Origin of the sequence: Pseudomonas sp. BRM28, assembly GCF_002939405.1 — a bacterium.
GTDB lineage: Bacteria > Pseudomonadota > Gammaproteobacteria > Pseudomonadales > Pseudomonadaceae > Aquipseudomonas > Aquipseudomonas palmensis.
Window position 1 is genome coordinate 1692540 of sequence record NZ_PEFV01000001.1, and the last position, 24576, is coordinate 1717115.

General features: G+C 63.2%; 21 protein-coding genes, 3 tRNA genes and 2 pseudogenes. 14 read left to right on the forward strand and 12 right to left on the reverse strand.

Going from position 1 to position 24576, the window contains the following annotated elements; translation table 11 throughout:
* Positions 1–187: 187 nt before the first annotated feature.
* The 10 genes from accD to CR917_RS08060 all read left to right on the forward strand — a co-directional run bounded on the left by accD (position 188) and on the right by CR917_RS08060 (position 7824).
* Positions 188–1108 carry an acetyl-CoA carboxylase, carboxyltransferase subunit beta gene (accD, locus tag CR917_RS08015; RefSeq protein WP_043862846.1) on the forward strand — a complete coding sequence of 307 codons (921 nt, stop codon included), beginning with the start codon at positions 188–190 and terminating at the stop codon, positions 1106–1108.
* The gene (gene folC / locus CR917_RS08020) at positions 1105–2412 is read left to right on the forward strand and encodes a bifunctional tetrahydrofolate synthase/dihydrofolate synthase (protein WP_104572104.1); all 1308 of its coding nucleotides are present in this window, start codon (positions 1105–1107) and stop codon (positions 2410–2412) included. Before accD ends, folC begins: the two co-directional genes overlap by 4 nt.
* Positions 2396–3040 carry an SPOR domain-containing protein gene (locus tag CR917_RS08025; protein ID WP_058541082.1) on the forward strand — a complete coding sequence of 215 codons (645 nt, stop codon included), beginning with the start codon at positions 2396–2398 and terminating at the stop codon, positions 3038–3040. Before folC ends, CR917_RS08025 begins: the two co-directional genes overlap by 17 nt.
* 101 nt (positions 3041–3141) lie before the next feature.
* Entirely contained in the window at positions 3142–3696 is a 555-nt protein-coding gene (locus CR917_RS08030) for a CvpA family protein (protein ID WP_043862843.1), read from the forward strand.
* A 41-nt stretch (positions 3697–3737) separates the two neighbouring features.
* On the forward strand, positions 3738–5243 hold the full coding sequence (purF, locus tag CR917_RS08035; RefSeq protein WP_043862842.1) for an amidophosphoribosyltransferase: 1506 nt from the start codon (positions 3738–3740) through the stop codon (positions 5241–5243).
* Between the two features lie 16 nt (positions 5244–5259).
* Positions 5260–6471: an O-succinylhomoserine sulfhydrylase gene (locus CR917_RS08040; protein WP_043862841.1), complete on the forward strand. Its 1212-nt coding sequence runs from the start codon at positions 5260–5262 to the stop codon at positions 6469–6471.
* Positions 6472–6482: 11 nt separating this feature from the next.
* Complete coding sequence (locus CR917_RS08045) at positions 6483–7241, forward strand: SDR family oxidoreductase (protein WP_173925079.1); 759 nt, start codon at positions 6483–6485, stop codon at positions 7239–7241.
* Between the two features lie 181 nt (positions 7242–7422).
* Positions 7423–7498: transfer RNA gene (locus tag CR917_RS08050), tRNA-Val, on the forward strand.
* Positions 7499–7575: 77 nt separating this feature from the next.
* Positions 7576–7652: transfer RNA gene (locus tag CR917_RS08055), tRNA-Asp, on the forward strand.
* A gap of 95 nt (positions 7653–7747) precedes the next feature.
* Positions 7748–7824 (forward strand) — tRNA-Asp (locus CR917_RS08060).
* A 158-nt stretch (positions 7825–7982) separates the two neighbouring features.
* On the opposite strand, the gene CR917_RS27985 is transcribed toward CR917_RS08060, so the two are convergent.
* Positions 7983–8696 carry a methyl-accepting chemotaxis protein gene (locus CR917_RS27985; protein WP_371920448.1) on the reverse strand — a complete coding sequence of 238 codons (714 nt, stop codon included), beginning with the start codon at positions 8694–8696 and terminating at the stop codon, positions 7983–7985.
* A 144-nt stretch (positions 8697–8840) separates the two neighbouring features.
* Positions 8841–9800 (reverse strand): annotated as a pseudogene (locus CR917_RS27990) (methyl-accepting chemotaxis protein); the annotation flags it as partial.
* A 363-nt stretch (positions 9801–10163) separates the two neighbouring features.
* Between CR917_RS27990 and CR917_RS08070 the strand changes: the two are divergent.
* Complete coding sequence (locus CR917_RS08070) at positions 10164–11042, forward strand: DUF2242 domain-containing protein (RefSeq protein ID WP_104572107.1); 879 nt, start codon at positions 10164–10166, stop codon at positions 11040–11042.
* 287 nt (positions 11043–11329) lie between these two features.
* On the opposite strand, the gene CR917_RS08075 is transcribed toward CR917_RS08070, so the two are convergent.
* Entirely contained in the window at positions 11330–12370 is a 1041-nt protein-coding gene (locus CR917_RS08075; protein ID WP_043862838.1) for an AraC family transcriptional regulator, read from the reverse strand.
* Positions 12371–12373: 3 nt separating this feature from the next.
* Positions 12374–13495, reverse strand: coding sequence for a carbon-nitrogen hydrolase family protein (locus CR917_RS08080; RefSeq protein ID WP_078479725.1), 1122 nt, complete (start codon positions 13493–13495; stop codon positions 12374–12376).
* A gap of 188 nt (positions 13496–13683) precedes the next feature.
* Between CR917_RS08080 and CR917_RS08085 the strand changes: the two genes are divergently transcribed.
* Both CR917_RS08085 and CR917_RS08090 read left to right on the forward strand, forming a co-directional pair.
* Entirely contained in the window at positions 13684–14820 is a 1137-nt protein-coding gene (locus CR917_RS08085; RefSeq protein WP_104572108.1) for a hypothetical protein, read from the forward strand.
* A gap of 17 nt (positions 14821–14837) precedes the next feature.
* Complete coding sequence (locus tag CR917_RS08090; protein WP_104572109.1) at positions 14838–15890, forward strand: hypothetical protein; 1053 nt, start codon at positions 14838–14840, stop codon at positions 15888–15890.
* A 25-nt stretch (positions 15891–15915) separates the two neighbouring features.
* On the opposite strand, the gene CR917_RS08095 is transcribed toward CR917_RS08090, so the two are convergent.
* The 3 genes from CR917_RS08095 to CR917_RS08105 form a co-directional block, all read right to left on the reverse strand.
* Positions 15916–16296, reverse strand: a complete 381-nt coding sequence (locus tag CR917_RS08095) for a RidA family protein (RefSeq protein ID WP_043862834.1) — start codon at positions 16294–16296, stop codon at positions 15916–15918.
* Positions 16297–16761: 465 nt separating this feature from the next.
* A protein-coding gene (locus CR917_RS08100) for an IS3 family transposase (RefSeq protein ID WP_104571780.1) occupies positions 16762–17981 on the reverse strand; the annotation gives its coding sequence in 2 pieces (ribosomal slippage) (positions 16762–17633 and positions 17633–17981; 1221 coding nt in all).
* A 103-nt stretch (positions 17982–18084) separates the two neighbouring features.
* Complete coding sequence (locus CR917_RS08105) at positions 18085–18864, reverse strand: exodeoxyribonuclease III (protein ID WP_043859862.1); 780 nt, start codon at positions 18862–18864, stop codon at positions 18085–18087.
* An 80-nt stretch (positions 18865–18944) separates the two neighbouring features.
* Here CR917_RS08105 and pyrE point away from each other — a divergent pair, with 80 nt between their 5' ends.
* Entirely contained in the window at positions 18945–19586 is a 642-nt protein-coding gene (pyrE, locus tag CR917_RS08110; RefSeq protein ID WP_043859861.1) for an orotate phosphoribosyltransferase, read from the forward strand.
* An 86-nt stretch (positions 19587–19672) separates the two neighbouring features.
* Here the strand turns inward: pyrE and argB are convergent, their stop codons facing one another.
* From argB to coaBC, 5 genes and pseudogenes are all read right to left on the reverse strand, one after another.
* The gene (gene argB, locus CR917_RS08115; RefSeq protein ID WP_043859860.1) at positions 19673–20578 is read right to left on the reverse strand and encodes an acetylglutamate kinase; all 906 of its coding nucleotides are present in this window, start codon (positions 20576–20578) and stop codon (positions 19673–19675) included.
* Between the two features lie 29 nt (positions 20579–20607).
* Positions 20608–21984 (reverse strand): annotated as a pseudogene (locus CR917_RS08120) (phosphomannomutase/phosphoglucomutase); the annotation flags it as partial.
* A gap of 169 nt (positions 21985–22153) precedes the next feature.
* The gene (locus CR917_RS08125; protein WP_058541940.1) at positions 22154–22867 is read right to left on the reverse strand and encodes a hypothetical protein; all 714 of its coding nucleotides are present in this window, start codon (positions 22865–22867) and stop codon (positions 22154–22156) included.
* A complete protein-coding gene (gene dut, locus CR917_RS08130; protein ID WP_043859857.1) occupies positions 22864–23319 on the reverse strand; it encodes a dUTP diphosphatase in 456 nt (151 codons plus the stop codon). Before dut ends, CR917_RS08125 begins: the two co-directional genes overlap by 4 nt.
* A gap of 6 nt (positions 23320–23325) precedes the next feature.
* Positions 23326–24534 carry a bifunctional phosphopantothenoylcysteine decarboxylase/phosphopantothenate--cysteine ligase CoaBC gene (gene coaBC / locus CR917_RS08135; RefSeq protein WP_058541939.1) on the reverse strand — a complete coding sequence of 403 codons (1209 nt, stop codon included), beginning with the start codon at positions 24532–24534 and terminating at the stop codon, positions 23326–23328.
* Positions 24535–24576: the final 42 nt, after the last annotated feature.

Genomic DNA, 24576 nt, shown 5'->3' on the forward strand with positions numbered 1-24576 from the left:
AATTACCGGGCGGCGCCACCGGCGTCGCCTTTACAGGTTGACGATGAAGCTGGGGCAGGGTGGTACCGCGCTGAACGCGCACCGCCGGCCACGGTTCATCATCGCGTCATACACGAATTGAGCTCAAGGGCATACGCGTGACCCGGCAACTTTTGCCTGCCGGTCGCCGCTACTGGAGAAAGAAAGCATGAGCAACTGGTTGGTAGACAAACTGATCCCTTCGATCATGCGTTCCGAGGTGAAGAAGAGCTCGGTACCCGAAGGGCTGTGGCACAAATGCCCGTCCTGCGAGGCCGTGCTGTATCGTCCGGAGCTGGAAAAGACCCTGGATGTGTGCCCCAAGTGCAATCACCACATGCGCATCGGCGCACGTGCACGCATCGACATCTTCCTCGACGCCGAAGGCCGCAATGAGCTGGGTGCCGACCTGGAGCCGGTCGACCGCCTGAAGTTCCGCGACGGCAAGAAGTACAAGGACCGCCTGGTTGCTGCGCAGAAGCAGACCGGCGAAAAGGACGCCCTGGTTTCCATGAGCGGTACCCTGCTGGGCATGCCGGTGGTGGTCAGTGCGTTCGAGTTCTCCTTCATGGGCGGTTCGATGGGTGCCATCGTCGGCGAGCGTTTCGTGCGTGCCGCCAACTATGCCCTGGAAAACCGTTGTCCGATGGTCTGCTTCTCGGCCTCGGGCGGCGCGCGCATGCAGGAAGCGCTGATCTCGCTGATGCAGATGGCCAAGACCTCCGCCGTGCTGGCGCGCCTGCGCGAAGAAGGCATCCCGTTCATCTCGGTTCTCACCGACCCTGTTTACGGCGGCGTTTCGGCCAGCCTGGCAATGCTCGGCGACGTGATCGTGGGCGAGCCCAAGGCGCTGATCGGCTTTGCCGGCCCACGGGTTATCGAACAGACCGTGCGCGAAAAACTGCCTGAAGGCTTCCAGCGCAGCGAGTTCCTGCTGGAGCACGGTGCTATCGACATGATCATCGCCCGATCCGAACTGCGCCCGCGCCTGGGCAATCTGCTGGCGCAGATGATGGGCCTGCCGACGCCGAAGTTCGTCGCCCCCGTGATCGAGCCGATCGTGGTACCACCGGTGCCTGCCAACGTATGACCCAGCGCACCCTGGGCGAGTGGCTCGCCTACCTCGAGCAGTTGCACCCGTCGACAATCGACATGGGCCTGGAGCGTTCGCGGCAGGTCGCAACGCGCCTCGGGCTGGGCCAGCCCGCGCCTCGGGTGATTACCGTTACCGGCACCAATGGCAAGGGCTCTACCTGTGCCTTCGTGGCCAGCCTGCTGCAGGCCCAGGGCCTGAAGGTCGGGGTCTACAGCTCGCCGCACCTGCTGCGCTACAACGAGCGGGTGCAGATCGACGGCCAGCAGGCCAGCGATGCGCAGCTGTGCCAGGCATTCGCCGCCGTCGAGGCGGCGCGTGGCGAGACCTCCCTGACCTACTTCGAGGCCGGTACCCTGGCGGCGTTCTGGCTGTTCCAGCAGTCGGCGCTGGACGCCGTGGTGCTTGAAGTGGGCCTGGGCGGGCGGCTCGATACCGTCAACCTGGTGGACGCTGACCTTGCCGTGGTCACCAGTATCGGTGTCGACCATTGCGATTTCCTTGGCGATACCCGTGAGTCGGTGGCCTTCGAGAAGGCCGGGATTTTCCGTGCCGACAAGCCGGCGCTGTGTGGCGACCTCGACCCGCCGCAGCCGTTGCTGGACAAGGCACGCGAACTAGGCTGCCGGTTCCTGCTGCGCGGACGCGACTTCGACCTGTCCAGCACCGACCAGTACTGGCAGTGGCGGGGCGTGGATGCGCACGGCATTGCCGTCGAGCTGCACGACCTGCCGTTGCTCGATCTGCCCATGGAAAACGCGGCGCTGGCGCTGCAGACCTACCTGCTGACCGGCCTGCCCTGGAATGCCGCGCAGATCGCCCAGGCACTGCGCGACACCCGTATCGTCGGGCGTCTCGACCGTCGCCAGTTCATCTGGCAGGGCAAGCACCTGAGCATTCTGCTCGACGTCGGCCATAATCCACATGCGGCCCAGTACCTCGCTCAGCGCCTGGCTTCGCGCCCGGTGCCCGGCAGGCGCCTGGCGGTGTTCGGCCTGCTGGCCGACAAGGACCTGGCCGGGGTGATCGAACCGCTGCATGCGCAAGTGGCCCACTGGGCGGTTGCGCCTCTGGATACCGCCCGCAGCCGGCCTGCAAGCGAGTTGCAGGCCGCGTTGCAGAACCTTGGCGCCGACGTGAAGTCGTATGCAAGCGTCGCCGACGCCCTTGACGGGCAGTGCGCGCAAGCGACGGCAGGCGACCAGATCCTGCTGTTCGGATCATTTTTCTGTGTCGGCGAGGCCCTGCAGTGGCTGAGCCGGCAGACCATGGAGGACGGGGCAAATGGCGTTGCTGGATAAAGTCGTCAAGCAGCGGATGGTGGGCGCGCTGGTGCTGGTGGCACTGGCGGTGATCTTCCTGCCGATGCTGTTCACCCGTGAGGACGAGCTGCGCCAGGTGCATGTCGAGGCGCCCGCCGCCCCGGCTGTGCCGGCCTTGCCGCAGGTGCAGGTGGAGCCGGTGGAGGTGCCCGAGCCGCAGGTGATCCAGGATGAGGCGCTCACCGCCCAGGAACCCAGCGCACCGAGCACGCCCATTGCCCCGGCACCGGTGGTGACTGCACCCACCCCAGCGCCCGCCGCGCCGGTGGCGGAGGCCAAGCCGGCCACGCCTGCGCCGGTCAGCAAGCCTGCGGCGGCCCCGGCCAAGCCGGTTGCCAGTGCACCTGCCAAGGTCGATGGCAATGGTCTGCCGGTGAGCTGGTCGGTGCAACTGGCCAGCCTGTCCAACCGCGCCAATGCCGAGAACCTGCAGAAAACCCTGCGCAGCCAGGGCTACAACGCCTATATCCGCTCGGCCGAAGGTACCAACCGGGTGTTCGTCGGGCCGCTGATCGAGCGTGCCGAAGCCGAGCGCCTGCGCGATGTGATCAACCGCCAGCAGAACCTCAAGGGTTTTGTGGTGCGCTTCCAGCCCGAACGTAGCTGACCCCCCCCGCCGTCCGGCCGCCGCCGGACGGCAAATCACCGCTTACCGATAGCCCACCGCTCTGGTAAAATGCGCCGCCTTATCCGTTTGCAGGCAGCACTGTGGCATTTACCTGGGTCGACTGGGCGATTCTCGCGATCATCGCCGTTTCTTCGCTGATCAGTCTCAAGCGCGGTTTCGTCAAGGAAGCCTTGTCGCTGCTTACCTGGATCATCGCCGGTGCGGTCGCCTGGATGTTCGGTGGCGGTATCTCGCAGTACCTTGAAGGCTACATCCAGACGCCGTCGGCGCGGGTGATAGCCGGATGTGCCATTCTTTTCGTCGCCACCTTGCTGGTGGGGGCAATGATCAATTTTCTGATCGGCGAGCTGATTCGCGTCACCGGGTTGTCCGGGACCGATCGCTTCCTGGGCATGGCGTTCGGCGCCGCTCGCGGGGCCCTGCTCGTCGTGGTGGCGGTCGGGCTGCTGAGCCTGGGGCCGGTACAACAGGACCCGTGGTGGCAGGAGTCTCGCCTGCTGCCACAATTTCTATTGGTGGCTGACTGGTCGAAAAACCTCATTCTGGGGCTGACCAGCCAGTGGCTAGCCAGCGGAATCAGCGCACCGGCTGATCTCCCGTTTCAAGAACAGTTGCTTGGGCCCAAAGCGCCCTGAGTGCTGATCCGTCAAGTTTCATAATGTAGGGGTTGCGTCGCATGTGTGGCATCGTCGGTATCGTCGGTAAGTCGAACGTCAATCAGGCGCTGTATGACGCGCTAACCGTGCTCCAGCACCGCGGCCAGGATGCTGCCGGTATCGTTACAAGCCATGATGGCCGACTATTCCTGCGCAAGGACAACGGCCTGGTACGTGACGTGTTCCAGCAGCGTCACATGCAGCGTCTGGTGGGCCACATGGGCATCGGTCATGTGCGCTACCCGACCGCGGGCAGCTCGACCTCGGCCGAGGCCCAGCCGTTCTACGTCAACTCGCCGTATGGCATCACCCTGGCGCACAACGGCAACCTGACCAACGTGGAGCAACTGGCCAAGGAGATCTACGAGTCCGACCTGCGCCACGTCAACACCAACTCCGACTCCGAAGTGCTGCTCAACGTATTCGCCCATGAGCTGGCGGTGCGCGGCAAGCTGCAACCGACCGAGGAAGACGTGTTCGCCGCCGTGACCGACGTGCACAACCGTTGCGTGGGTGGCTACGCGGTGGTGGCGATGATCACCGGCTACGGCATCGTCGGCTTCCGCGATCCGAACGGCATCCGCCCGATCGTGTTCGGCCAGCGTCATACCGACGAAGGCGTCGAATACATGATCGCCTCCGAAAGCGTCTCGCTGGACGTGCTCGGCTTCACCCTGATCCGCGACCTGGCGCCGGGCGAAGCGGTGTACATCACCGAAGAAGGCAAGCTGCACACCCGCCAGTGCGCCATCGCGCCCAAGCTTTCCCCCTGCATCTTCGAGCACGTTTACCTGGCCCGCCCGGATTCGATCATCGACGGTGTGTCGGTGTACAAGGCGCGCCTGCGCATGGGCGAGAAGCTTGCCGAGAAGATCCTGCGCGAGCGTCCCGAGCACGACATCGACGTGGTCATCCCGATTCCCGACACCAGCCGTACCGCGGCGCTGGAACTGGCCAACCACCTGGGCGTGAAGTTCCGTGAAGGCTTCGTCAAGAACCGCTACATCGGCCGTACCTTCATCATGCCCGGCCAGGCCGCGCGCAAGAAGTCGGTACGCCAGAAGCTCAATGCCATCGAGCTGGAGTTCCGCGGCAAGAACGTGATGCTGGTCGACGACTCGATCGTGCGCGGCACCACCTGCAAGCAGATCATCCAGATGGCCCGCGAAGCCGGCGCGAAGAACGTCTACTTCTGCTCCGCCGCGCCAGCGGTGCGTTTCCCCAACGTCTACGGCATCGACATGCCGAGCGCTCATGAACTGATCGCGCACAACCGCAGCACCCAGGACGTGGCCGAACTGATCGGCGCCGACTGGCTGGTCTACCAGGACCTGCCGGACCTGATCGAGGCTGTAGGTGGTGGCAAGATCAAGATCGAGCATTTCGATTGCGCGGTATTCGATGGCCAGTACGTGACTGGCGACATCGACGCCGCCTACCTGGACAAGATCGAGCAGGCGCGCAACGACGCCTCCAAGGTCAAGAACCAGGCGGTCAGCGCGATCATCGACCTTTACAACAACTGACAAGGGGAGCAACGGCATGACACAGCAATGGGATGCCGGGCGCCTGGACAGCGACCTCGACGGGGTCGCTTTCGATACGCTGGCGGTACGCGCCGGCCAGCATCGCACGCCGGAAGGTGAGCACAGCGACCCGCTGTTCTTCACCTCCAGCTACGTGTTCCGTACGGCGGCCGATGCCGCTGCGCGGTTCGCCGGCGAGGTTCCAGGCAACGTCTATTCGCGCTACACCAACCCGACCGTAAGGGCCTTCGAGGAGCGCATCGCCGCCCTGGAAGGCGCCGAGCAGGCGGTCGCCACCTCCACCGGCATGTCCGCGATCCTGTCGCTGGTGATGGCCTTGTGCAGCGCTGGCGACCATGTGCTGGTCTCGCAGAGCGTGTTCGGTTCGACCATCAGCCTGTTCGAGAAGTACTTCAAGCGCTTCGGCGTGCAGGTCGACTACGTGCCGCTGGCCAACCTGGCTGGCTGGGAACAGGCGATCAAGCCCAATACCAGGCTGCTGTTCGTCGAGTCGCCGTCCAATCCGCTGGCCGAGCTGGTGGACATCGGCGCGCTGGCCGAGATCGCCCATGCCCGGGGCGCGCTGCTGGTGGTGGACAACTGCTTCAGCACTCCGGCCCTGCAACAGCCATTGAAGCTGGGCGCGGACATCGTCATGCATTCGGCGACCAAGTTCATCGACGGCCAGGGCCGCTGCATGGGCGGCGTGGTCGCCGGACGCAACGAGCACATGAAGGAAGTGGTGGGCTTTCTGCGTACTGCGGGGCCGACGCTGAGCCCGTTCAACGCCTGGGTGTTCCTCAAGGGCCTGGAAACGCTGAACCTGCGCATGCGCGCCCACTGCGCCAATGCCCAGGCCCTGGCCGAGTGGCTGGAGCAGCAGGACGGTGTCGAGAAGGTGCATTACGCGGGCCTGCCAAGCCACCCGCAGCACGAGCTGGCCAAGCGCCAGATGCGCGGCTTCGGTGCGGTGGTGAGCTTCGAGGTCAAGGGTGGCAAGGAGGGCGCATGGCGCTTCATCGACGCCACGCGGCTGATTTCGATCACCGCCAACCTGGGTGACAGCAAGACCACCATCACCCACCCGGCCACCACCTCCCACGGCCGTCTGGCGCCGCAGGAGCGTGAGGCCGCCGGGATTCGCGACAGCCTGATCAGGGTTGCCGTGGGCCTGGAAGACGTGGGCGACCTGCAGGCCGACCTGGCGCGCGGTCTGGCGGCGCTGTGATCGACTGGTCGGTGAGCGAGAGCAGCCACAACGGGCGTGTGGCGCTGGTAACCGGCGCTGCACGCGGGATCGGCCTGGGCATCGCGGCCTGGCTGATCAGCGAGGGCTGGCAAGTGGTGCTCACCGACCTGGATCGGGCCCGTGGCGCGAAGGTGGCCAAGGTGCTCGGTGACAACGCCTGGTTCGTCGGCATGGACGTGGCCGACGAGGCCCAGGTGACGGTGGGCGTGGCCGAGGTGCTGGGGCAGTTCGGACGCCTGGATGCGCTGGTGTGCAACGCGGCGATTGCCGACCCGCACAATACCACCCTCGAAAGCCTCAGCCTGAACCACTGGAACCGCGTGCTGGCGGTCAACCTGGGTGGCCCGATGCTGCTGGCCAAGCACTGTGCGCCTTACCTGCGCGCGCATTGCGGCGCCATCGTCAACCTGGTGTCCACCCGTGCGGCACAGTCCGAACCCGATACCGAGGCCTATGCTGCGAGCAAGGGCGGGCTGCTGGCCCTGACCCACGCACTGGCCATGAGCCTGGGCCCGGAGATCCGCGTCAACGCTGTCAGCCCTGGCTGGATCGATGCGCGGGACCCTTCGCTGCGCCGTTCCGAGCCCTTGAGCGAGGCCGACCATGCGCAGCACCCGGCGGGCAGGGTAGGGACCGTGGAAGATGTGGCGGCGATGGTGGCATGGCTGTTGTCGCGCAACGCGGGTTTTGTCACCGGCCAGGAGTTCGTGGTGGACGGTGGCATGACCAAGAAGATGATTTACACGTAAGCGGCAGGCTTCACGCGACACGCTGCAAGAACCTGTGCAATCGGCTTTTGATTCTGCTTTTACTTGCAGCTTGTTGCTTGAAGCCTGCAGCTGTTTTTTTACGAAAGTGAAAAAAACTTCAACACTGGTATTGACTTAGGTTCGATACCTGCGTAAATTTCACCACCTCAGCGAAGCACACGGGTGATTAGCTCAGCCGGGAGAGCATCTGCCTTACAAGCAGAGGGTCGGCGGTTCGATCCCGTCATCACCCACCACTTCCTGAGATGTTCCTGGCCCGACACTTTCGAAAGACGGTGTTACCAGAGAGGAACAGGACGCAAGTCCACTATGCGCAGCGGTAGTTCAGTCGGTTAGAATACCGGCCTGTCACGCCGGGGGTCGCGGGTTCGAGTCCCGTCCGCTGCGCCACTTTTCTCCAGATCGGTTCAACAACCGGTTTGAGGTCCGAAGCCAAGGCTTCAGGCCAGATCCCAGTTTCAAACAGGTGAAAGCCTGTGCGATACGCAGCGGTAGTTCAGTCGGTTAGAATACCGGCCTGTCACGCCGGGGGTCGCGGGTTCGAGTCCCGTCCGCTGCGCCATATCCGCCTCGAGGCCCTTGAACTCCTCGAAGCAACAAAAAAAGCGACCTTAAGGTCGCTTTTTTTGTGCCTGCAGAAAAGCCTGGCCGCCAAGGCTGGCACCTGCTGGCGACGTACTGCCTGCAGGTGCCGGCCTTGCTGGCGAAAGAATATGCCCCTCAGACCTTGAAGCGCGAAAGCAGCCCTTGCAGCTCAGTGCCCAGGCGCGCCAGCTCTGCCGCCGAGGTGGCAGTGTGCGCCGAGGCGGTGGACGTCTGTTCGGCCACATCACGCACACTGATCACGCTGCGACCGATCTCTTCGGCTACCGCGCTCTGCTGTTCGGCGGCGGTCGCGATCTGCACGTTCATGGCCTGGATGTGCGTGACCGTGTGTGTGATGGCCTGCAGCTCCACGCCTGCCTCATTGGCCAGCCCGACTGTCGTACCGACCATGCCCTGGCTGGTGTGCATGCGTTCTGCAGCCCTCTGCGCACCCTGCTGCAATGACCCGATCAATGTCTCGATCTCTGCGGTGGACTGCTGGGTGCGTTGGGCCAGCCCGCGCACCTCATCGGCCACCACGGCGAAGCCACGCCCGGCCTCGCCGGCACGTGCCGCCTCGATGGCGGCGTTGAGCGCCAGCAGGTTGGTCTGCTCGGCGATGGCATTGATCACCGTCATCACACTGCCGATGCGTTCGCTCTCTTCGGACAACCTGCCGACGGCGTCGGCGGAGGTGCCGATGTCGTCGGCCAACTGGTCGATCTGGGTCAGTGCGCGCTGTACCACCAGATTGCCCTGGCTGGCCTGGCTGTTGGCCTGGCGGGTGGCGGTACTGGCCTGCTCGGCATTGCGCGCCACTTCCTGCACCGTGGCTACCATTTCGCTCATGGCCGTGGCGACCTGGTCGGTCTCCAGTTTCTGGCTGTCGACGCCGGCACGGGTCTGTTCGGTGATGGCCGAGAGCTGCTCGGCCGCCGCTGACAACTGAGCGGTAACGGTGCCCACCTGGCCCAGCACACCGCGCAGGTTGTCGCCGCTTTGGGAGAGGGCTTGGAGCAACTGGCCAAACTCGTCACGGCGCAGCTCGCTGCTGTTATCCCTCAGGTCGCCGGCGCCGATACGACGTGCGATCACTACGGCCTGCTGCAACGGCTGGGTGATCTGGCGGATGATCACCCAGCCGATCGCACCGCCCAGCAGCATGGCGCCAACCAGCAGCCCGAGCATCAACGCACGGCTGTGGCTGGATTCGTCGACGCTGAGCTGATTCTGGCGTGCGATCAGCGTATTGATCGCTTCCAGGCTGGTTTCGATATTGCTCACCAGCACTTTACGGCTGCGGGCCTGTTGCTCGACATCGCGGGCAAAGCGCTCGGCCAGTTGCAGGTACTGGTCCAGGTCGGAGGGCAATCTACCCAGTTGCGGGTGACGGCTGCCCAGGCGCTTCACGCTGTCATTGGCGTGCGTGTGGGCCTCACGCACCGTGTCCAGGCGTTTGGTGCTGCCCTCGCGCATCATGGCCAGGCTGTTCTGGCGCAGGTCGCTCAGGGCGTCGTTGAGGGTGGCAAGGTCGCGACGGACGTTGCTGGCGTCGTCCTGGTACAGCGCCTGGGTCAGTGTACGTACATCGTTCTGCAGGCTGCTGCCCAGGCGCTCGGAATCGGCCTGGATGCGGCCTATGTCCTGCTGGGCGGTTTGCAGCTGGCGAAACTGCTGCATATAGCCCTGCATGTTTTCCAGCACGTGTTGCAACTGCTGCCTGGACACTGCGTCGTCCAGGCGCTGGAGGTTCTCCTCGATCAGCGCCACCAGGGTGCTGTAAGAGGTGTTCAATTGCGCCGCAAGGTTTTCGTCGGCGTGGTTTTCATACGACAGGCGCGCGGCGCGAATGTCATTGGTGTGGTCGAGCACGTGATTGACCGACACCAGCCGATCGGCACGGGTGGTCAGGGTGTTGAGGCTGCGAATGCCGATCACGGCGAGGAGCGCCATCAGCAGCACGATACTCGCGAAACCGAGGGCCAGCTTCACTTTCACCGATATGTTTTTCACCTTGAATGCTCCTGGGTCGATGGTCAGTGGCTGACGTAGTGGCGTATTGCCATTTTCTGTCGCATGCCGGGCCAGTATCGATGGGCTCAAGGTGTAGCGGGGAGTCAGACATTTCCCGGTATGACGTGGGAAAGCTGGTTAAATAGTGAACGAAAAAAATCGCGACCAATGGTTCAGGACGGCTGTGTAGTGCAGGCCAGCCGCTGTGCAGGTGAAATTTAGTGCCGGATCGCCCGGTTGCGGTTTCAGTCATCTGCGGATGTGATGCACAATAGGCGCCGACCGTTTTTCGCAGGATTTTCAATGTCAAAGTCAACCGTCTTCACTGCGCTCGGGCTGGCCCTTGTGCTGGCGGGCGTTGCCGGCTGTTCCTCGAAGAAAGCCGCCATCTACGAACACGAGAACTTCGACGACTCGGGCACCTTCTCGCGCAGCTTTCCGGTCAGCGAAGCAGGTACCTGCGAGGCTGCCCGGCGCGCGCTGCTCAGCCAGGGCTACATCATCACCACCAGCGAACCGGGCCAGGTCAATGGCAACAAGAGCTTCCAGCAGACGGGCGACTCGCACCTGCAGATCAGCTTCAACGTGGTCTGTGCCAACGACACCGGTTCCGGTCAGCGCTCGACCATGTTCGCCAATGCCCTGCAGGACCGTTATGCGCTGAAAAAATCTAACACTTCGGCCAGCCTCGGGGTGGGTGTGCTGGGGTCGGTGTCGATGCCGATCGGCTCGTCGGACGACTCCATGGTCAAAGTGGCCAGCGAAACGGTGACCTCGCCCAAGTTCTACGAGCGCTACTTTGCGTTGGTCGAGAGTTTCCTGCCCAAGCCGAGCAAGAAGGCCAAGGTCGAGCCCAAGGCCGAACCCGCCAAGCCGGCTCTCGACCTGGGAGTGCCCGAACCTGCGCCTGCTGCGCCAAGCGCTCCGGCCGTCGAGGCTGCGCCGGTGCAGCCTCCGGCCCCTGCGGCACCTGCCGAGGTTGCAGCGCCGGTGGTGGCGGTACCGGCAGCGCAAGCGCCGGCTGCACCGCTGGTCGACGACAGCAAGAGCTCGCAGCCTGTGGCGCCGCCCCAGGATGCGGCGCCGATCACGGTCGAACAGACTGCACCGCCCACCGAGCCTGCCGCCGCACCGGCGCAGCCTCCAGCGGCCCCGACGGCCGACGCGCCTGCGCCGCTGTGACGCATCGGATAAATCATCGATTGCCTGCTACGTTTATCTCAATGGGCTGAGCGCTTGTAATTTTCGCTGGCTTGCCAGCGAAGGGCGAGCCACCTTGCGCCAGCCTGTCACGTCACGGTCATTTTTTCTTCACCTGGGCACTTTAGGGTGAAGCACGACTCAATGACATGATCGAGAAAACCAAGGAGCAGGCAATGGACGACTATCAAGAAGAACTGCTGGAATACCGCGCATTCGAACTCGACCCGCCAGAGCCGGCCGAAGACGCTACCGAGCTCTGATCGGGCTCATGCGCCCCGCCGCTGGCTGCGGCGAAAGTCCCCCGGCGTCACGCCGTTCCAGCGCTTGAATGCGCGCTGAAAGGCCTCTGCCGACGCAAACCCCAGCAGGTAGGCTATTTCGCCAAAGGCCAGCTCCGTGTCGCGGATGTAGGTCACAGCCAGATCGCGGCGCGTGTCGTTCAGAATCGCCCGAAACTGCGTGCCTTCCTCGGCCAGCTTGCGCCGTAAGGTCCAAGTGGGCAGTTGCAGCTGCGCCGCCACTTCACCCAGGTCCGGTTCACGTCCGCCGTTGAGCAACGGCCCCAGCAGATGGGCGATACGCTCAGCCAGGCTGCGCATGCGCGTGCGCTCCGCCAGTTCCTGCTCGCATAGCTGCAACAGGTGCTGCCAGGTGCTGGGGCAATGGGCCGGGTTGCGCAGCGCCAGGCTGGCGCGGTCCAGGCGCAACTGATTATGTGTGGCCCCGAACTGCACCGGGCTGCTGCACAGGGCCTGGTAACGGTCGGCATAGGCGGGCGCGCAAAACTCGATCTCCATGCGCTCTGCCTGCACTGCCACCCCCACCAGCCCCGACAGTTGTGCCAGCCAGCCGGCCAGTACCGAGTCGACCACGAAGCGGTTGTAGTCGTTGTACGGGCTGATCGAATAGAAGCGCAGCCAGGCGCCCTGATTGTCCTCATGGAGGCTGGACTGGCCACGGTAGTTGGCGGCGTACAGCGGCTCGAACCGCACCAGCGTACGCGCGGCCTCGCCCAGGGTAGGGGCCTGGGCGGCGGCTACACCGGCCAGGCCGGCCTGGTTCAGGCGGCTCAGGCGGCCCATGTGTAAGCCCAGCGCCGGTTCGTTGCTGAGTGCAATGGCGGCATGCCCCAGGTGCATGTAGCGCGGAATCGACAGGCGCGCACCGGCTTCGGCCAGCCGTGCAGGCACAAGCCCGTAGCGTTGCAGAAGGGGGGCCGGATCATGCCCCAGTTGCTGCAGCGCCTGCGCAAGGCTCTGGATGAACCCCACCGACAGATCCCCCAGGCGTACCCGTGGTCGGTTCATCGGTTACAGCCAGAGGTTGAGCAGGCGCGCGCCGGGATGACTGCTGGCACTGACGTAGTGCCCGTCGCGGCTGGTGAAGCCCAGGCCGTCGCCGGCAATTTCCCAGAACTGGCCGCGCAGGAACACGCTCAGCAGGGCGGTATCGGCGCTTTGGCCGTGGCCGATCAGGCGCTGCCAGGCCTGGCCTTCCTCGACCTGGCCGGCCTTGAGCGGCAGGCTCACGGCCATCGGCTGGTGGCGGTTGCCGCGCCAGGGGGCGGTCCAGCTGTCTCGGCCGCTGATGAAGGCGGGTACCGCGATCAGTTGTGCCGACTGCGCGGCCAGTTGCTGGTAGTTGGCCGGGTACCAGCTGTCGCTGCCCACCAATACGCCGAGGCGGCCTGCGGGTGTATCGAATACTTGCAGCGGATAGGCATCGCCGCTGCGGATGAAGCGGCGCACTTCACTGTCGGGGTATTGCTGGCGTTGCGGCTGGCCGATCACCTTGCCGTCGCTGGCGAATACCACGCCGTTGTTGTACAGCGCGCCGCTGCCGCTGTGAAGGATGCCTTGCTCTGCATACGGGGTGGGCAGCACGATGGAACCGGCCACCAGGGTCACGCCGAACTCCCTGGCCAGGCCGCCGAACAGTTGCTGGTAGTCGGCTGCCATCTGCGTGGCCTTCATGCGCAGGTGCGCATCGGCGCGGCGGTCGTCGCCCTCGGCGTTGAACATGGCCAGCCCGTAGCGCAGCGGGTTGCTCAGCTCCAGCCATTGCCAGGCCTCCTGCAGGCGGGTGACCTGGTACAGCTCTTTCTTTTCGCCGCGGGCCCACAGCCAGGTGCCGATATGCTCGGGCAGCACCACGATCGTGCGCGGGCCGACCAGGCCCTGGGTGCGAGCGTGTTCAAGGTAGGCGGCGAGCTTGCGGTGCAGCAGGGCCAGGTTCTGGTAGTCGCCCGGATACAGCAGTGGCTCGATGCCCAGCAGATTGCCCTTGTCGGCGGGCACGCCCTGGTTCAGCGCCACTTCAACGCGAAGGTCGGACAGGTAGTGGCCGGCCGGGCGTTGTTCGGTCCACAGGCCATAGCCCAGGAGCATGGCAGTCAGAACAAGCGCCAGGGCGCCGAGCAGAAGTTTTCGCATGGAATCAGATGTATGTCCGCAGTTGCGTCGAGGGTACTGGAAACGGGGGGTTGGTGAAACATATCCTGCTCGCACTGGGCACTGAGTCGAAGCATAGGACAGCTGCAGGCGTCTTAAATACTGGCGCACTTGCTATTTGCCATGGCGGATCTATCGTCGTTGTTACAGCCTTCCAAAGGATTGGCATCATGACGATACGGCTGGTCAGACTGCTGGTCATGGGCGGGGCCGCGCTGCTCGCATCCTGTGCGCTGTTCAACCCTTATGTGCAGAGTATCGCGCCTGAAACAAAGACTGCCACTGGCTCGCAACTGGCCAGCAAGATCCGCATGGAGCTCCAGGGCAAGACCAACGGATTGGCCTACTGGCAGTCGGGATCGTCATTGGCGCTGGCAGGTGCGCTGGGTCTTGGGGGCTACAAGGCCGTCACTGCAGGCAACGGTCACCAGGTGGCAGCGCTTGCGGCTGGCAGTGCATCGCTCTATGGTTTTTCCGCTGCGCAGTACAAACCCACCAGAGAGCAGCTTTATCACCGTGGCGTGCAAGCGGTGATGTGTGTCGAGTCGATATACGAGCGGGCCAGCCTGGAGGAGGGTAACGAGCTGATAAGGCGCATCGCCCAGCTGAAGGCTGGTTCTGGAACCGTGTCGATTACCAATGCCTACTCGTTGTATGGCGCGATTTCCAGGGCGAAGGCATTCGACAGGGTGTACAAGGAGAAACTGGTCGAAATCGTCGCGGCGCTCAACAACTACCTGGCTGCATTGCAGCCTGCCCCTGAGGTGACGTACCGGATCATCTCCGACGCGATCGGGTCACGGCCGGTTCCCCCGCCGGACGGCACGAAGAACGCGTGGTCAGCCGGCCTGGCGCCTATTTCCATCAATGGACGTTTCAACGCCCAGCAGCAGCTCCAGGCGGCCTTGCTGGCCGATGAGGCCAATGAATGGATTGCGCGCATCTACACCACTGCACCGGGCTTTGACAGTGATGCTCCCGGTTGCAACCCGTTTCAGGGGCAAGTGCCCTCGATCAAAGGGCTGCCATCCGGATCCACACTGGACATGGTGGCAGGCGGGCAGGAGCGCTTTCTGATCCTGAACTCCTCCGGCGACCTGCGCATCACCTACGCAACCCAGGACTCATCCGATCAGGGCGCTGCCGAAATCAGAGTGATTACTGAAAACAGAAGCTACTGGGTGGAGGTCAAGGCGCTCAGGCAGACCCGGAAACCGCTGAAGGCCTATCTGACGGATAGCCAGAAGGGCGAAGTCACCATCGACTTCTACATCAGTATCTCCGCCGCTCCTGCGGCTGGTCCTTGAGCTGGGAGGGATCGAGAATGTCTGGCGCAACGGTACTGTCCGGGCTTGCTGCGGGCTTTCTGCTCGCCGCGTCAATGGCTGCAGGCGCCGAGGATTGCGGTACGCCTGGCACACTGACCAGCAGCAAGGGTGATTCCCGAGTGTTGGTGACGCGAGTGTTCAAGGATGGCTCGATCGCCGTGCGTGCGCGGCTGGCAGTGAATCCGGATGGTGGCAAGGGCGCCTACACCGTTGGCGATCATGGGTTCACCTATATCGCCAACGGCCTTTCGATCATGCGCAAAGGTGTCCGCTATCGATGCGACCTTGATTGCCGAAACGCTTTTCTGAAGGCGGAACTCAAAGGGTTTGCCGAGCACACGCCCGAGTTCTGCGTGTATGCCATGGAAGTCGAGCCCTTTGCGCCAGGGCAGGCCAGAACATCCTGCGGCAATGGGCGCTACCTCATCGGAAATGGCAAGGGCCGCCTGCGCAAGGGGCCGCTGCTTGACACCGTGAGCGGCGCCACGGTGCAGAGCTATGTTTCCACTACCTCATTGCGCCACAAGGTGGATGGCCAGGTGCAGCCTCTGGACTCCGAGTCACTGCCCATAGCGGTGGCCGCCAAGGCGAGCATGCTGGGATCGATCGTCTGGGTCGCAGGCAAGGGCCTGCACGGCACGTTCGCGCTTGTGGGCGAAAGCGGGCCGGCTTTTGGCGAAGGCTCAATCGCGCTGCACCAGTTGTTGCACACCAATGCAATCACCGCACAGGCATCCGGCCCTATCCCTGTGGGGCAGCGCTGCAGCGCTGTCGAGTCAGGCCTGACGCCCCCTTTTCGGTCCTCCCCGGACAAGCCGGGTGACGGCTGCCGGAAAGGGCGAGCAGCCAGCAGCGCCAGCGATATCCGTGCCTACAACGGTATCAGCGAGCCAGTCGATTTCGTCGTGCTTGGCCAGGCCGGATTTTCCCGCAAAGGCGGGTTGATCGAGCAGACGGTGACTCGGCAGTCGATCGATGAGGCGGCTGCGCGAGCCGGCTATACCCAGCAGCGTATTCGTCAGATGCTGGCCTGCCTGCCGCGGTCCTGAGCCAGGTGACCGCCTACGGCTGGTCTCAGCCCTTGGCCGCCATGGCCGTCACTTCCACGCGCATGCCTTCGACCGCAAGGGCGGCCACGCCAACTGCGGCCCGCACTGGCCATGGTTTGGCGAAAAAGCGCTGGTACACTGCATTGAAGGCGGCGCGGTCGGCCATGTCGGTGAGGTAGATGGTCAGATGCATGACCCTGTCCATCGAGCTGCCGGCGCGCTCCAGTGCCACCTTCAGGGCTTGCAGGGTGCATTCGCTCTGCAGGGTGATATCGCCCAGTTCCAGGCTGCCGTCTGCCCGGGTCGGGATCTGGGTGGAGACCAGCACGCCGCCGAAACCGACAACGTCGGAGGAGATGGAGTCGGCATCGAGATCGGGAACGAAGGTGAGGTCGTGGTTGGCCATGGGCAGCTCTCGTTTGAGGGGGGGACAAGTTGGCCGACAGTTTACAGGGTCATGGCGCATGAGGTGCGATGGCGAGCGCATTCAGTCGTCAGTGAGTGGGTGCCTGTCGGCGACGATCGATCGGTCAGTCGACGCTCGTTTTGCCTCTTGAAATGCTCGCGGCCGATTTCCCCAACTGCGCAACTTCTTGCGCACTCAAATGTGGATAACCCTGTGCATACATTGCTGCAGGCCATACTCAACGTGGCCTGCAGCCAACTGCGCAACTTCTTGCACAGTACTGCGCAAGAAGTTGCGCACTTTTTCGGGTTTTCTCGCGTAAAAGTGCTCAAAAAACGTACAGTAAAAACACAAGCTACTGATTAACAACAACTAAATTTAAGTTGGCACGGGTCTTGAACTGTCTCCTTGCAGCCTGTCTAGTCCTGAAATAGGTTTACACCTGTTCAGGTAGGCCGATAGGCCTCAAAACGCCCGATGCACCGCATCGGGCGTTTTGTTTTTCAGGGCCATATGGGGCCGTTCTGTGTTGTAGATCTGCACTGCCTCATCAACCATCTGCCTCGCTTGCTCCAGATCTTCAGGTCTGCTTAACAGCAGCTCCATCTTGAGGATTCCGTTGATTCGCTCAGCCAGCGCGTTCTGGTAGCAGTCATACCCATCAGTCATGGAGCACTGAACGCCGTGCCGTTGGTGCAGTGACTGGTATAGCGCCGAGCAATATTGGATGCCTCGATCCGAATGGTGGACTAATGGCTGGCGACGACGTCGCTTTCGTAAGGCCTGCTTGAAGGCTTGCGCTACTGACTCGGCATGCAGGCTTTCATGGACGTGGTGACCAACAATTTTCCTGGAGTACGCGTCCGTTACCAGGCTCAGGTACAGCGGGCCGTTACGTGCGGGCAGATAAGTAATGTCGGCAACCCAGACGTGCTCCGGCCTTGTCGGAACGACTTGGCTTGGACCGGGCTTGATTAAGTTGGGATGGCGGTAGAAGCGATGAAAGCTCTGTGTTGTCTTGTGGTATGCCCGCTTGGGCAGTACCAGCAAACGGCGCTCTCCCAAGACCTGAAACAGCCTATCTCGGCCGACCTGGAATCGTTTGTCAGGTTGGCAATGCAGCAAATAGTGCAGCTTACGGGTACCCAGACGGGGCTGGCGCAGCCGGACTTGCTGAACAAACTGAACCACCCGATCTGCCTGGCGCTCTTTGCCATCAGCAGCTCGGTTGCGCTTGTAGTAAGCCTGTCGACTGATGCCTAGAAACTGACAAGCCCTGGCAATGCTCAGTCCTGCGACTTGACCTTGCGAGAGGACTTGCCGGATCGCTTTTTTACGACCGAGACACCATAGTCATTTTTCAGAACATCAACGACCGTTTCAAAGAACTGGGCCTTCTGGCTCATCAGCTCAAGCTGCTGCTCAAGCTCTTTGATTCGCTGCTCTGGAGTGAGCATTTTGGGGTCAGACATCGCGCAGCTCCTCTCGTCGCGGATCGAGGCCCCCTGGCTCCAATCCTGCCGACCGTGCTTACGCAACCATACCAGAACCGTCGACCGTCCCTGGATGCCATACCGCACCTGGGCCTGCTTGTAGGTCAGTTCGCCTTTTTCAATCTGATCAACCACCGCCAATTTAAAAGACAGTGAGTAATCACGCTGTGTGCGCTTTACACCTTGCTCCATCTGACTCTCCGGAAATTCGGGATGGGAGGTGTAAACCTTATTCAGGACGGGACACCAGATACGAAAAAGCCGACACGCAGTCGGCTTTTTTGTGGCTGAGCGATCAGATCGTCAGCGTCCAGTCATAGTCCACGATCAGTGGCGCATGCTGGGAGAAGCGTGGCTGACGCGGCAGGCGAGCGCTTCGTACGAAGCGGCGCAGGCCCGGGGTCAGCAGCTGGTAGTCGAAACGCCAGCCCAGGTTGAGCATCTCGGCCTGCTCGTTGTCCGGCCACCAGCTGTACTGGTCGCCCTCACGGCTGACTTCGCGCAACGCATCCACATAGCCCATGTTGCCGACGATCTCGTCCATCCAGGCCCGCTCTGGCGCCAGGAAACCCGGCGACTGCTGGCCGTCGCGCCAGTTCTTCACGTCGAGCTTCTGCTGCGCCACATACAGCGAGCCGCAGTAGATGTACTCGCGACGCTTGCGGCGCTGCTTGTCCAGGTATTTGCCGAAGTCGTCCATCAACTTGAATTTCTGGTTGAGGTCTTCGTCACCGTTCATGCCCGAAGGCAACAGCAAGGTGGCAATACTGACTTTGTCGAAATCGGCCTGCAGGTAACGCCCGTAGCGATCGGCTGTCTCGAAGCCCAGGCCGCTGATGACTGCCTTGGGCTGCAAACGCGAGTAGAGTGCCACGCCGCCTTGGGCTGGAACTTCTGCATCGCAGGCATAAAGGAAGTAGCCATCGAGCTGGAAAGCTGGGTCGTCGAGTTCAAAGGCCGAGGCGCGGGTATCCTGAAGGCAGATGACGTCGGCATTCTGGGCTTGTAGCCAGCTGAGCAAACCACGCTCGACTGCAGCCTGAATGCCATTAACGTTCACACTGATGATCCGCATAAATGGCCCCAAAAATCTCGTGCGTGTATGATACCCGAGCTGTACTCATTTAGCTAAATCTGTGGTAGCCGGGACTCTTCATGCAGCCGTATCAGCGCGAATTCATTCGTTTTGCCATCGATCGTGGGGTTCTGCGCTTCGGTGAGTTCACCCTCAAGTCGGGCCGCATCAGCCCGTATTTCTTCAACGCCGGCCTGTTCAACAGTGGCGCTGCCCTGGCTCAGCTCGGTCGGTTCTATGCGGCGGCGATCGTCGACAGCAAGATCCCGTTCGACGTGCTGTTCGGCCCGGCCTACAAGGGCATCCCCCTGGCTGCCGCGACGGCGGTGCAACTGGCCGAGCACCATGGGCTGGATGTGCCGTGGTGCTTCAACCGCAAGGAAGCCAAGGCACACGGCGAGGGTGGCAGCCTGGTGGGCTCGCCACTGGCAGGCGACGTGCTGATCATCGACGACGTGATCACTGCCGGCACGGCCATCCGCGAGGTGATGCAGATCATCCAGGGCCAGCAGGCTAGGGCGGCGGGCGTACTGATCGCGATGAATCGCCAGGAGCGTGGCAACGGCGACCTGTCGGCGATCCAGGAAGTGGAGCGTGACTTCGGCATTCCGGTGGTCAGCATCGTATCGCTGACCCAGGTGCTGCAGTTCCTCGCCGATGACCCGGCGCTCAAGCAGCACTTGCCGGCCGTCGAGGCCTACCGGGCCCAGTACGGTATCTGAGGCAAACAAAAAGGCGACCCGCGGGTCGCCTTTTTTGTACCTGTGGTGGCCCGCTCCTGTAGGAGCCGGCCTTGCCGGCGGATGCCTCAGCGCGGTTCGTGATTGGTAATCAGGGTACCCACGCCACTGTCGGTGAAAATTTCCAGCAGCACCGCATTCGGCACGCGGCCGTCGATGATGTGCGAGCTGTGCACGCCGCCCTGTACTGCTTCCAGTGCGCAACGGATCTTGGGCAGCATGCCGCCGTAGATGGTGCCGTCCGCGATCAGTTCGTCAACCTGCTCGGTGGTCAGGCCGGTGAGCACGGTGCCCTGCTTGTCCATCAGGCCGGCGATGTTGGTCAGCAGCATCAGCTTCTCGGCCTTGAGCGCTTCGGCCACCTTGCCTGCCACCAGGTCGGCGTTGATGTTGTACGACTCGCCGTTGGCGCCCACGCCGATTGGCGCGATCACCGGGATGAAGTCGCCCTTGACCAGCATGTTCAGCAGGTCGGTGTTCACCCCGACCACTTCGCCCACATGACCGATGTCGATGATTTCAGGGCTGGTCATCTCTGGCGTCTGGCGGGTGACGGTGAGCTTCCTGGCGCGAATCAGCTCGGCGTCCTTGCCGGTCAGACCGATGGCGCTGCCGCCATGACGGTTGATCAGGTTGACGATGTCCTTGTTCACCTGGCCGCCGAGCACCATCTCCACCACGTCCATGGTCTGCGCATCAGTGACGCGCATGCCATCGACAAACCGGCTTTCGATGGACAGGCGCTTGAGCAGGTCGCCGATCTGCGGGCCGCCGCCGTGCACCACCACCGGGTTGATGCCGACTGCCTTCATCAGCACCACGTCGCGGGCGAAGCCGGTCTTGAGCTCTTCGCTCTCCATCGCGTTGCCGCCGTACTTGATCACCAGCGTCTTGCCGACAAAGCGGCGGATGTAGGGCAGCGCTTCGGACAGTACCTGGGCGACATGGGTGGCGGCATCACGATCAAGGGTCATGCAGGGCTCCAGTTGGAACAAGGGGTCGGTCAGAACGTTGGTTGCAGATCAGGGGCTGCGCGCTTGAGCTGGGCAAGGAACACGTCCTTGATTCGCTGCAGCTCGGCTTCGCTGTCGGCCTCGAAGCGCAGTACCAGCACCGGCGTGGTGTTGGAGGCGCGAACCAGGCCCCAGCCGTTGGGGTAGTCGACCCGTACACCATCGATGGTGGTCAGGTTGGCGTCTTGGCCCCAGTCGGCGTCGCGTTGCAGTGCCTCAATGATGCTGAATTTACCCTCGTCCGTCACATCAATGTTGATTTCAGGGGTACAAATATCGTTCGGGAACGCCGCGAACAGCGTTTCGGCATCGCTATCGGCCTTGCTCAGGATCTCCAGCAGGCGCGCGGCGCTGTAGATGCCGTCGTCGAAACCGTACCAGCGCTCCTTGATGAAGATGTGCCCGCTCATCTCGCCGGCCAGCAGGGCGCCAGTCTGCTTCATCTTCTTCTTGATCAACGAATGACCTGTCTTCCACATCAGCGCGCGGCCGCCGTACTGTTCGATCAGCGGGGTCAGGCGGCGGGTGCATTTGACGTCGAAGATGATCTCGGCGCCCGGGTTGCGCGCCAGCACGTCCTGGGCGAACAGCATCAGCAGGCGATCGGGGTAGACGATGTTGCCAGTGTTGGTCACTACGCCGACACGGTCGCCGTCACCGTCGAAGGCCAGGCCCAGGTCGGCGCCGCTTTCCTTGACCTTGGCGATCAGGTCCACCAGGTTTTCCGGCTTGCCCGGGTCGGGGTGGTGGTTGGGGAAGTTGCCGTCGACCTCGCAGAACAGCGGGATCATCTCGCAGCCCAGCGCCTCGATCAGCTGCGGGGCGATCACCCCGGCGGCGCCGTTTCCGCAGTCCACCACCACCTTGAGCTTCTTCGCCAGCTTGATGTCGCCGGTGATCTGGGTGAAGTAGCGGTCCAGGATCTCGACCTTCTCGACGCTGCCTTCGCCGCGGGTGAGGTCGTTGGTCTGCAGGCGAATCAGGAGGGCCTGGATCTGCTCATTGGCCAGGGTGTCGCCGGCGATGACGATCTTGAAGCCGTTGTAGTTCGGCGGGTTGTGGCTGCCGGTGAGCATCACCCCGGACTTGCCGGCCAGCACGTTGGCGGCGTAGTACAGGGCGGGCGTGGGGACCAGGCCGACATCGCTGACCTTGCACCCGGCCTCGACCAGGCCCTTGATCAGTTGCTCGACCAGCATCGGGCCGGACAGGCGACCGTCGCGGCCAACCGATACGTGCGGCTCGCCCTGGGCCAGGCTCTGTGCACCGATGGCGCGGCCGATCCAGTAGGCGGTTTCGGCGGTGAGGCCTTCGCCGACCACACCTCGGATATCGTAGGCGCGGAAGATGCTGGCGGGGAGGTTCGGGGTCATGCGTTCCATGTTGCTCACCTGGGGAAACTCCAATTGGAAGGGGCTATGTTGGGTCGACGGTCGGCATGCGCTGCAGGCATCCGGCGCGCCGCGCGGCTAAAGATGTCCGGCTTTGACGGCATTTTCGACATAGAGTTCTTGAGCCGGGCGATTCATCCGTCGATCACCTCTGGAAGATCGACCCGGGCTGAAAGTGCAGGCTCCATGCATCGTTGAAGGTCCCTATCGGGGTTATTGCCGGGCTATCACTTTCGCCTGCGCTGGCCAGTACGGCCTGAGGGTCGTCGAACACGCCTTGCACGAGGCTGGCCTTGCCGATTTCCGGCATGTCTATTTTCAGAGCAGCACTTACACGTTGCAGCTCGAAAGTCATGAGCAGCACGGCCTGCACCGGGCCTGTCGCACTGCCTCGAATGGGCGTGACACTGTGGATATGCAGTTGCCCGTTGGTCGGGTGGGCCTCCAGGTTCGGTGGTACCCCGCGTTCGGCTCGCCCGATCATGTCCAGCAATGGCGGGCTGAGTGAGCGGTCGTGGAGGCTCTCGCGCCTGGCCTGGCCGGGCGTGAGCAACCGACTGCTGACCAACCCTTCGAGGTAGCTGAAGTCGTCCAGCACCTGGCGCGCCTGGCGGGCGTCAGCCGCCTTGGCGGCGGCAAGCAGGGCTGGATGGCGGGCCACGGTGTCGACCTCGGACACCAGACGGGCGATCTGCTGGTCGAGCGCAATGACCAGCCCAAAGGCCGGAAAATACGTCTGCAGGTTACGTTGCTCGCGTTGCAGAGGGATTACCAGCGTCAGCCACACCGCGAGCCCGGCGACGAGCATGCCGGCCAGGCCCCAATACAGGCCTGGCAGCAGGGCTCGCGCGTTATTCAATGGCTGCCCGAATGGCCGAAGCCGCCAGCGCCACGCTGAGTTTCGTCGAAGGTTTCGACGATGTCGAAGTGCGCCTGTACCACCGGTACCAGCACCAGTTGCGCAATGCGCTCGCCGATGGCGATGGTGAAAGGGGTCTGGCCGCGGTTCCAGCACGACACCATCAGCTCGCCCTGGTAGTCCGAATCGATCAGGCCGACCAGATTGCCCAGCACGATGCCGTGCTTGTGGCCCAGGCCCGAGCGCGGAAGGATCAGCGCGGCCAGGCCCGGGTCGCCGACGTAGATCGACAGGCCGGTAGGGATCAGTATGGTCTGGCCCGGCTCCAGGACGGTCTCTTCCTTGAGCATGGCGCGCAGGTCGAGGCCGGCAGAACCGGGGGTGGCGTATTGCGGCAGCGGGAATTCGCTGCCAAGGCGCGGATCGAGAATCTTGGCTTGTAAGGCGTGCATGCAGAGTTAAACCTGGTTGAGACGTTCGGCGATGAAGGCTACCAGCTGACGGGCGATCTTGCCCTTGCTGGTCTGTGCAAAGAGTGTTGCTTGAAGTTGGCGATCGATCACGCTGCAGGCGTTCTCCTCGCTGTTGAAGCCGATGCTGGGGTTGGCCACGTCATTGGCGACGATCAGGTCGAGGTTCTTGTCCTTGAGCTTGCGCGCGGCGTAATCGAGCAGGTGTTCGGTCTCGGCGGCAAAGCCGACGCTGAACGGGCGGTCGGGGCGGGTGGCGATGGTGGCCAGAATGTCCGGGTTGCGCACCATCTGCAGCAGCAGGCCGTCACCTGTCGTAGGGTCTTTCTTGAGCTTTTGCGGGGCGACGACTTCGGGGCGGTAGTCCGCAACCGCAGCCGATGCGATGAACACATCGCACGGGATCGCCGCTTCGCACGCGGCGAGCATGTCCCGCGCGCTCACCACGTCGATACGGGTCACCCGGTCGGGTGTGGGCAGGTGCACCGGCCCTGTCACCAGGGTTACCCGAGCACCGGCTTCCACCGCCGCTTCGGCCAGGGCAAAGCCCATCTTGCCCGAGCTATGATTGGTGATGTAGCGCACCGGGTCGATGTTTTCCTGGGTCGGGCCTGCGGTAATCAGCACGTGCTTGCCGGTCAGCGACTGGCGCTTGAAGGTTTCGGCGGCGCACCAGGCCAGGTCGGTGGCTTCGAGCATGCGGCCAAGGCCCACGTCGCCACAGGCCTGGCTGCCGGAGGCCGGGCCGAACACCTGGATATCGCGGCTTTGCAGCAGCTGCAGGTTGGCCTGGGTGGCCGGGTCGCGCCACATGGCCTGGTTCATGGCCGGTGCCAGCGCCACGGTGGCGTCGGTAGCCAGTACCAGGGTGGTCAGCAGATCGTTGGCAACGCCTTGCGCCAGGCGCGCGATCAGGTCGGCGGTGGCAGGTGCGATCAGCACCAGGTCGGCCCACTTGGCCAGTTCGATATGGCCCATCGCCGCTTCGGCGGCAGGGTCGAGCAGGTCCATGTGCACGGGGTGCCCGGATAGGGCCTGCATGGTCAGCGGGGTGATGAATTCGGCCCCGCCGTGGGTCATGACGACGCGCACTTGCGCGCCGTGCTCCAGGAGTCGGCGAACCAGCTCGGCGCTCTTGTAGGCAGCAATGCCGCCGCCGACGCCAAGAACGATGCGTTTCCGATACAGCCGCTGCATAGGCTTGCCTTTCTTTGATCAGTGTTTGCACGCGGCGACGAC

Coding starts and splice junctions, on each gene's coding strand:
- accD (WP_043862846.1), top strand. CDS start 188: ATGAGCAACTGGTTGGTAGACAAACTGATCCCTTCGATCATGCGTTCC.
- folC (WP_104572104.1), top strand. CDS start 1,105: ATGACCCAGCGCACCCTGGGCGAGTGGCTCGCCTACCTCGAGCAGTTG.
- CR917_RS08025 (WP_058541082.1), top strand. CDS start 2,396: ATGGCGTTGCTGGATAAAGTCGTCAAGCAGCGGATGGTGGGCGCGCTG.
- purF (WP_043862842.1), top strand. CDS start 3,738: ATGTGTGGCATCGTCGGTATCGTCGGTAAGTCGAACGTCAATCAGGCG.
- CR917_RS08040 (WP_043862841.1), top strand. CDS start 5,260: ATGACACAGCAATGGGATGCCGGGCGCCTGGACAGCGACCTCGACGGG.
- CR917_RS27985 (WP_371920448.1), bottom strand. CDS start 8,696: ATGAGCGAAATGGTAGCCACGGTGCAGGAAGTGGCGCGCAATGCCGAG.
- CR917_RS08070 (WP_104572107.1), top strand. CDS start 10,164: ATGTCAAAGTCAACCGTCTTCACTGCGCTCGGGCTGGCCCTTGTGCTG.
- CR917_RS08075 (WP_043862838.1), bottom strand. CDS start 12,370: ATGAACCGACCACGGGTACGCCTGGGGGATCTGTCGGTGGGGTTCATC.
- CR917_RS08080 (WP_078479725.1), bottom strand. CDS start 13,495: ATGCGAAAACTTCTGCTCGGCGCCCTGGCGCTTGTTCTGACTGCCATG.
- CR917_RS08085 (WP_104572108.1), top strand. CDS start 13,684: ATGACGATACGGCTGGTCAGACTGCTGGTCATGGGCGGGGCCGCGCTG.
- CR917_RS08090 (WP_104572109.1), top strand. CDS start 14,838: ATGTCTGGCGCAACGGTACTGTCCGGGCTTGCTGCGGGCTTTCTGCTC.
- CR917_RS08095 (WP_043862834.1), bottom strand. CDS start 16,296: ATGGCCAACCACGACCTCACCTTCGTTCCCGATCTCGATGCCGACTCC.
- CR917_RS08105 (WP_043859862.1), bottom strand. CDS start 18,864: ATGCGGATCATCAGTGTGAACGTTAATGGCATTCAGGCTGCAGTCGAG.
- pyrE (WP_043859861.1), top strand. CDS start 18,945: ATGCAGCCGTATCAGCGCGAATTCATTCGTTTTGCCATCGATCGTGGG.
- argB (WP_043859860.1), bottom strand. CDS start 20,578: ATGACCCTTGATCGTGATGCCGCCACCCATGTCGCCCAGGTACTGTCC.
- dut (WP_043859857.1), bottom strand. CDS start 23,319: ATGCACGCCTTACAAGCCAAGATTCTCGATCCGCGCCTTGGCAGCGAA.
- coaBC (WP_058541939.1), bottom strand. CDS start 24,534: ATGCAGCGGCTGTATCGGAAACGCATCGTTCTTGGCGTCGGCGGCGGC.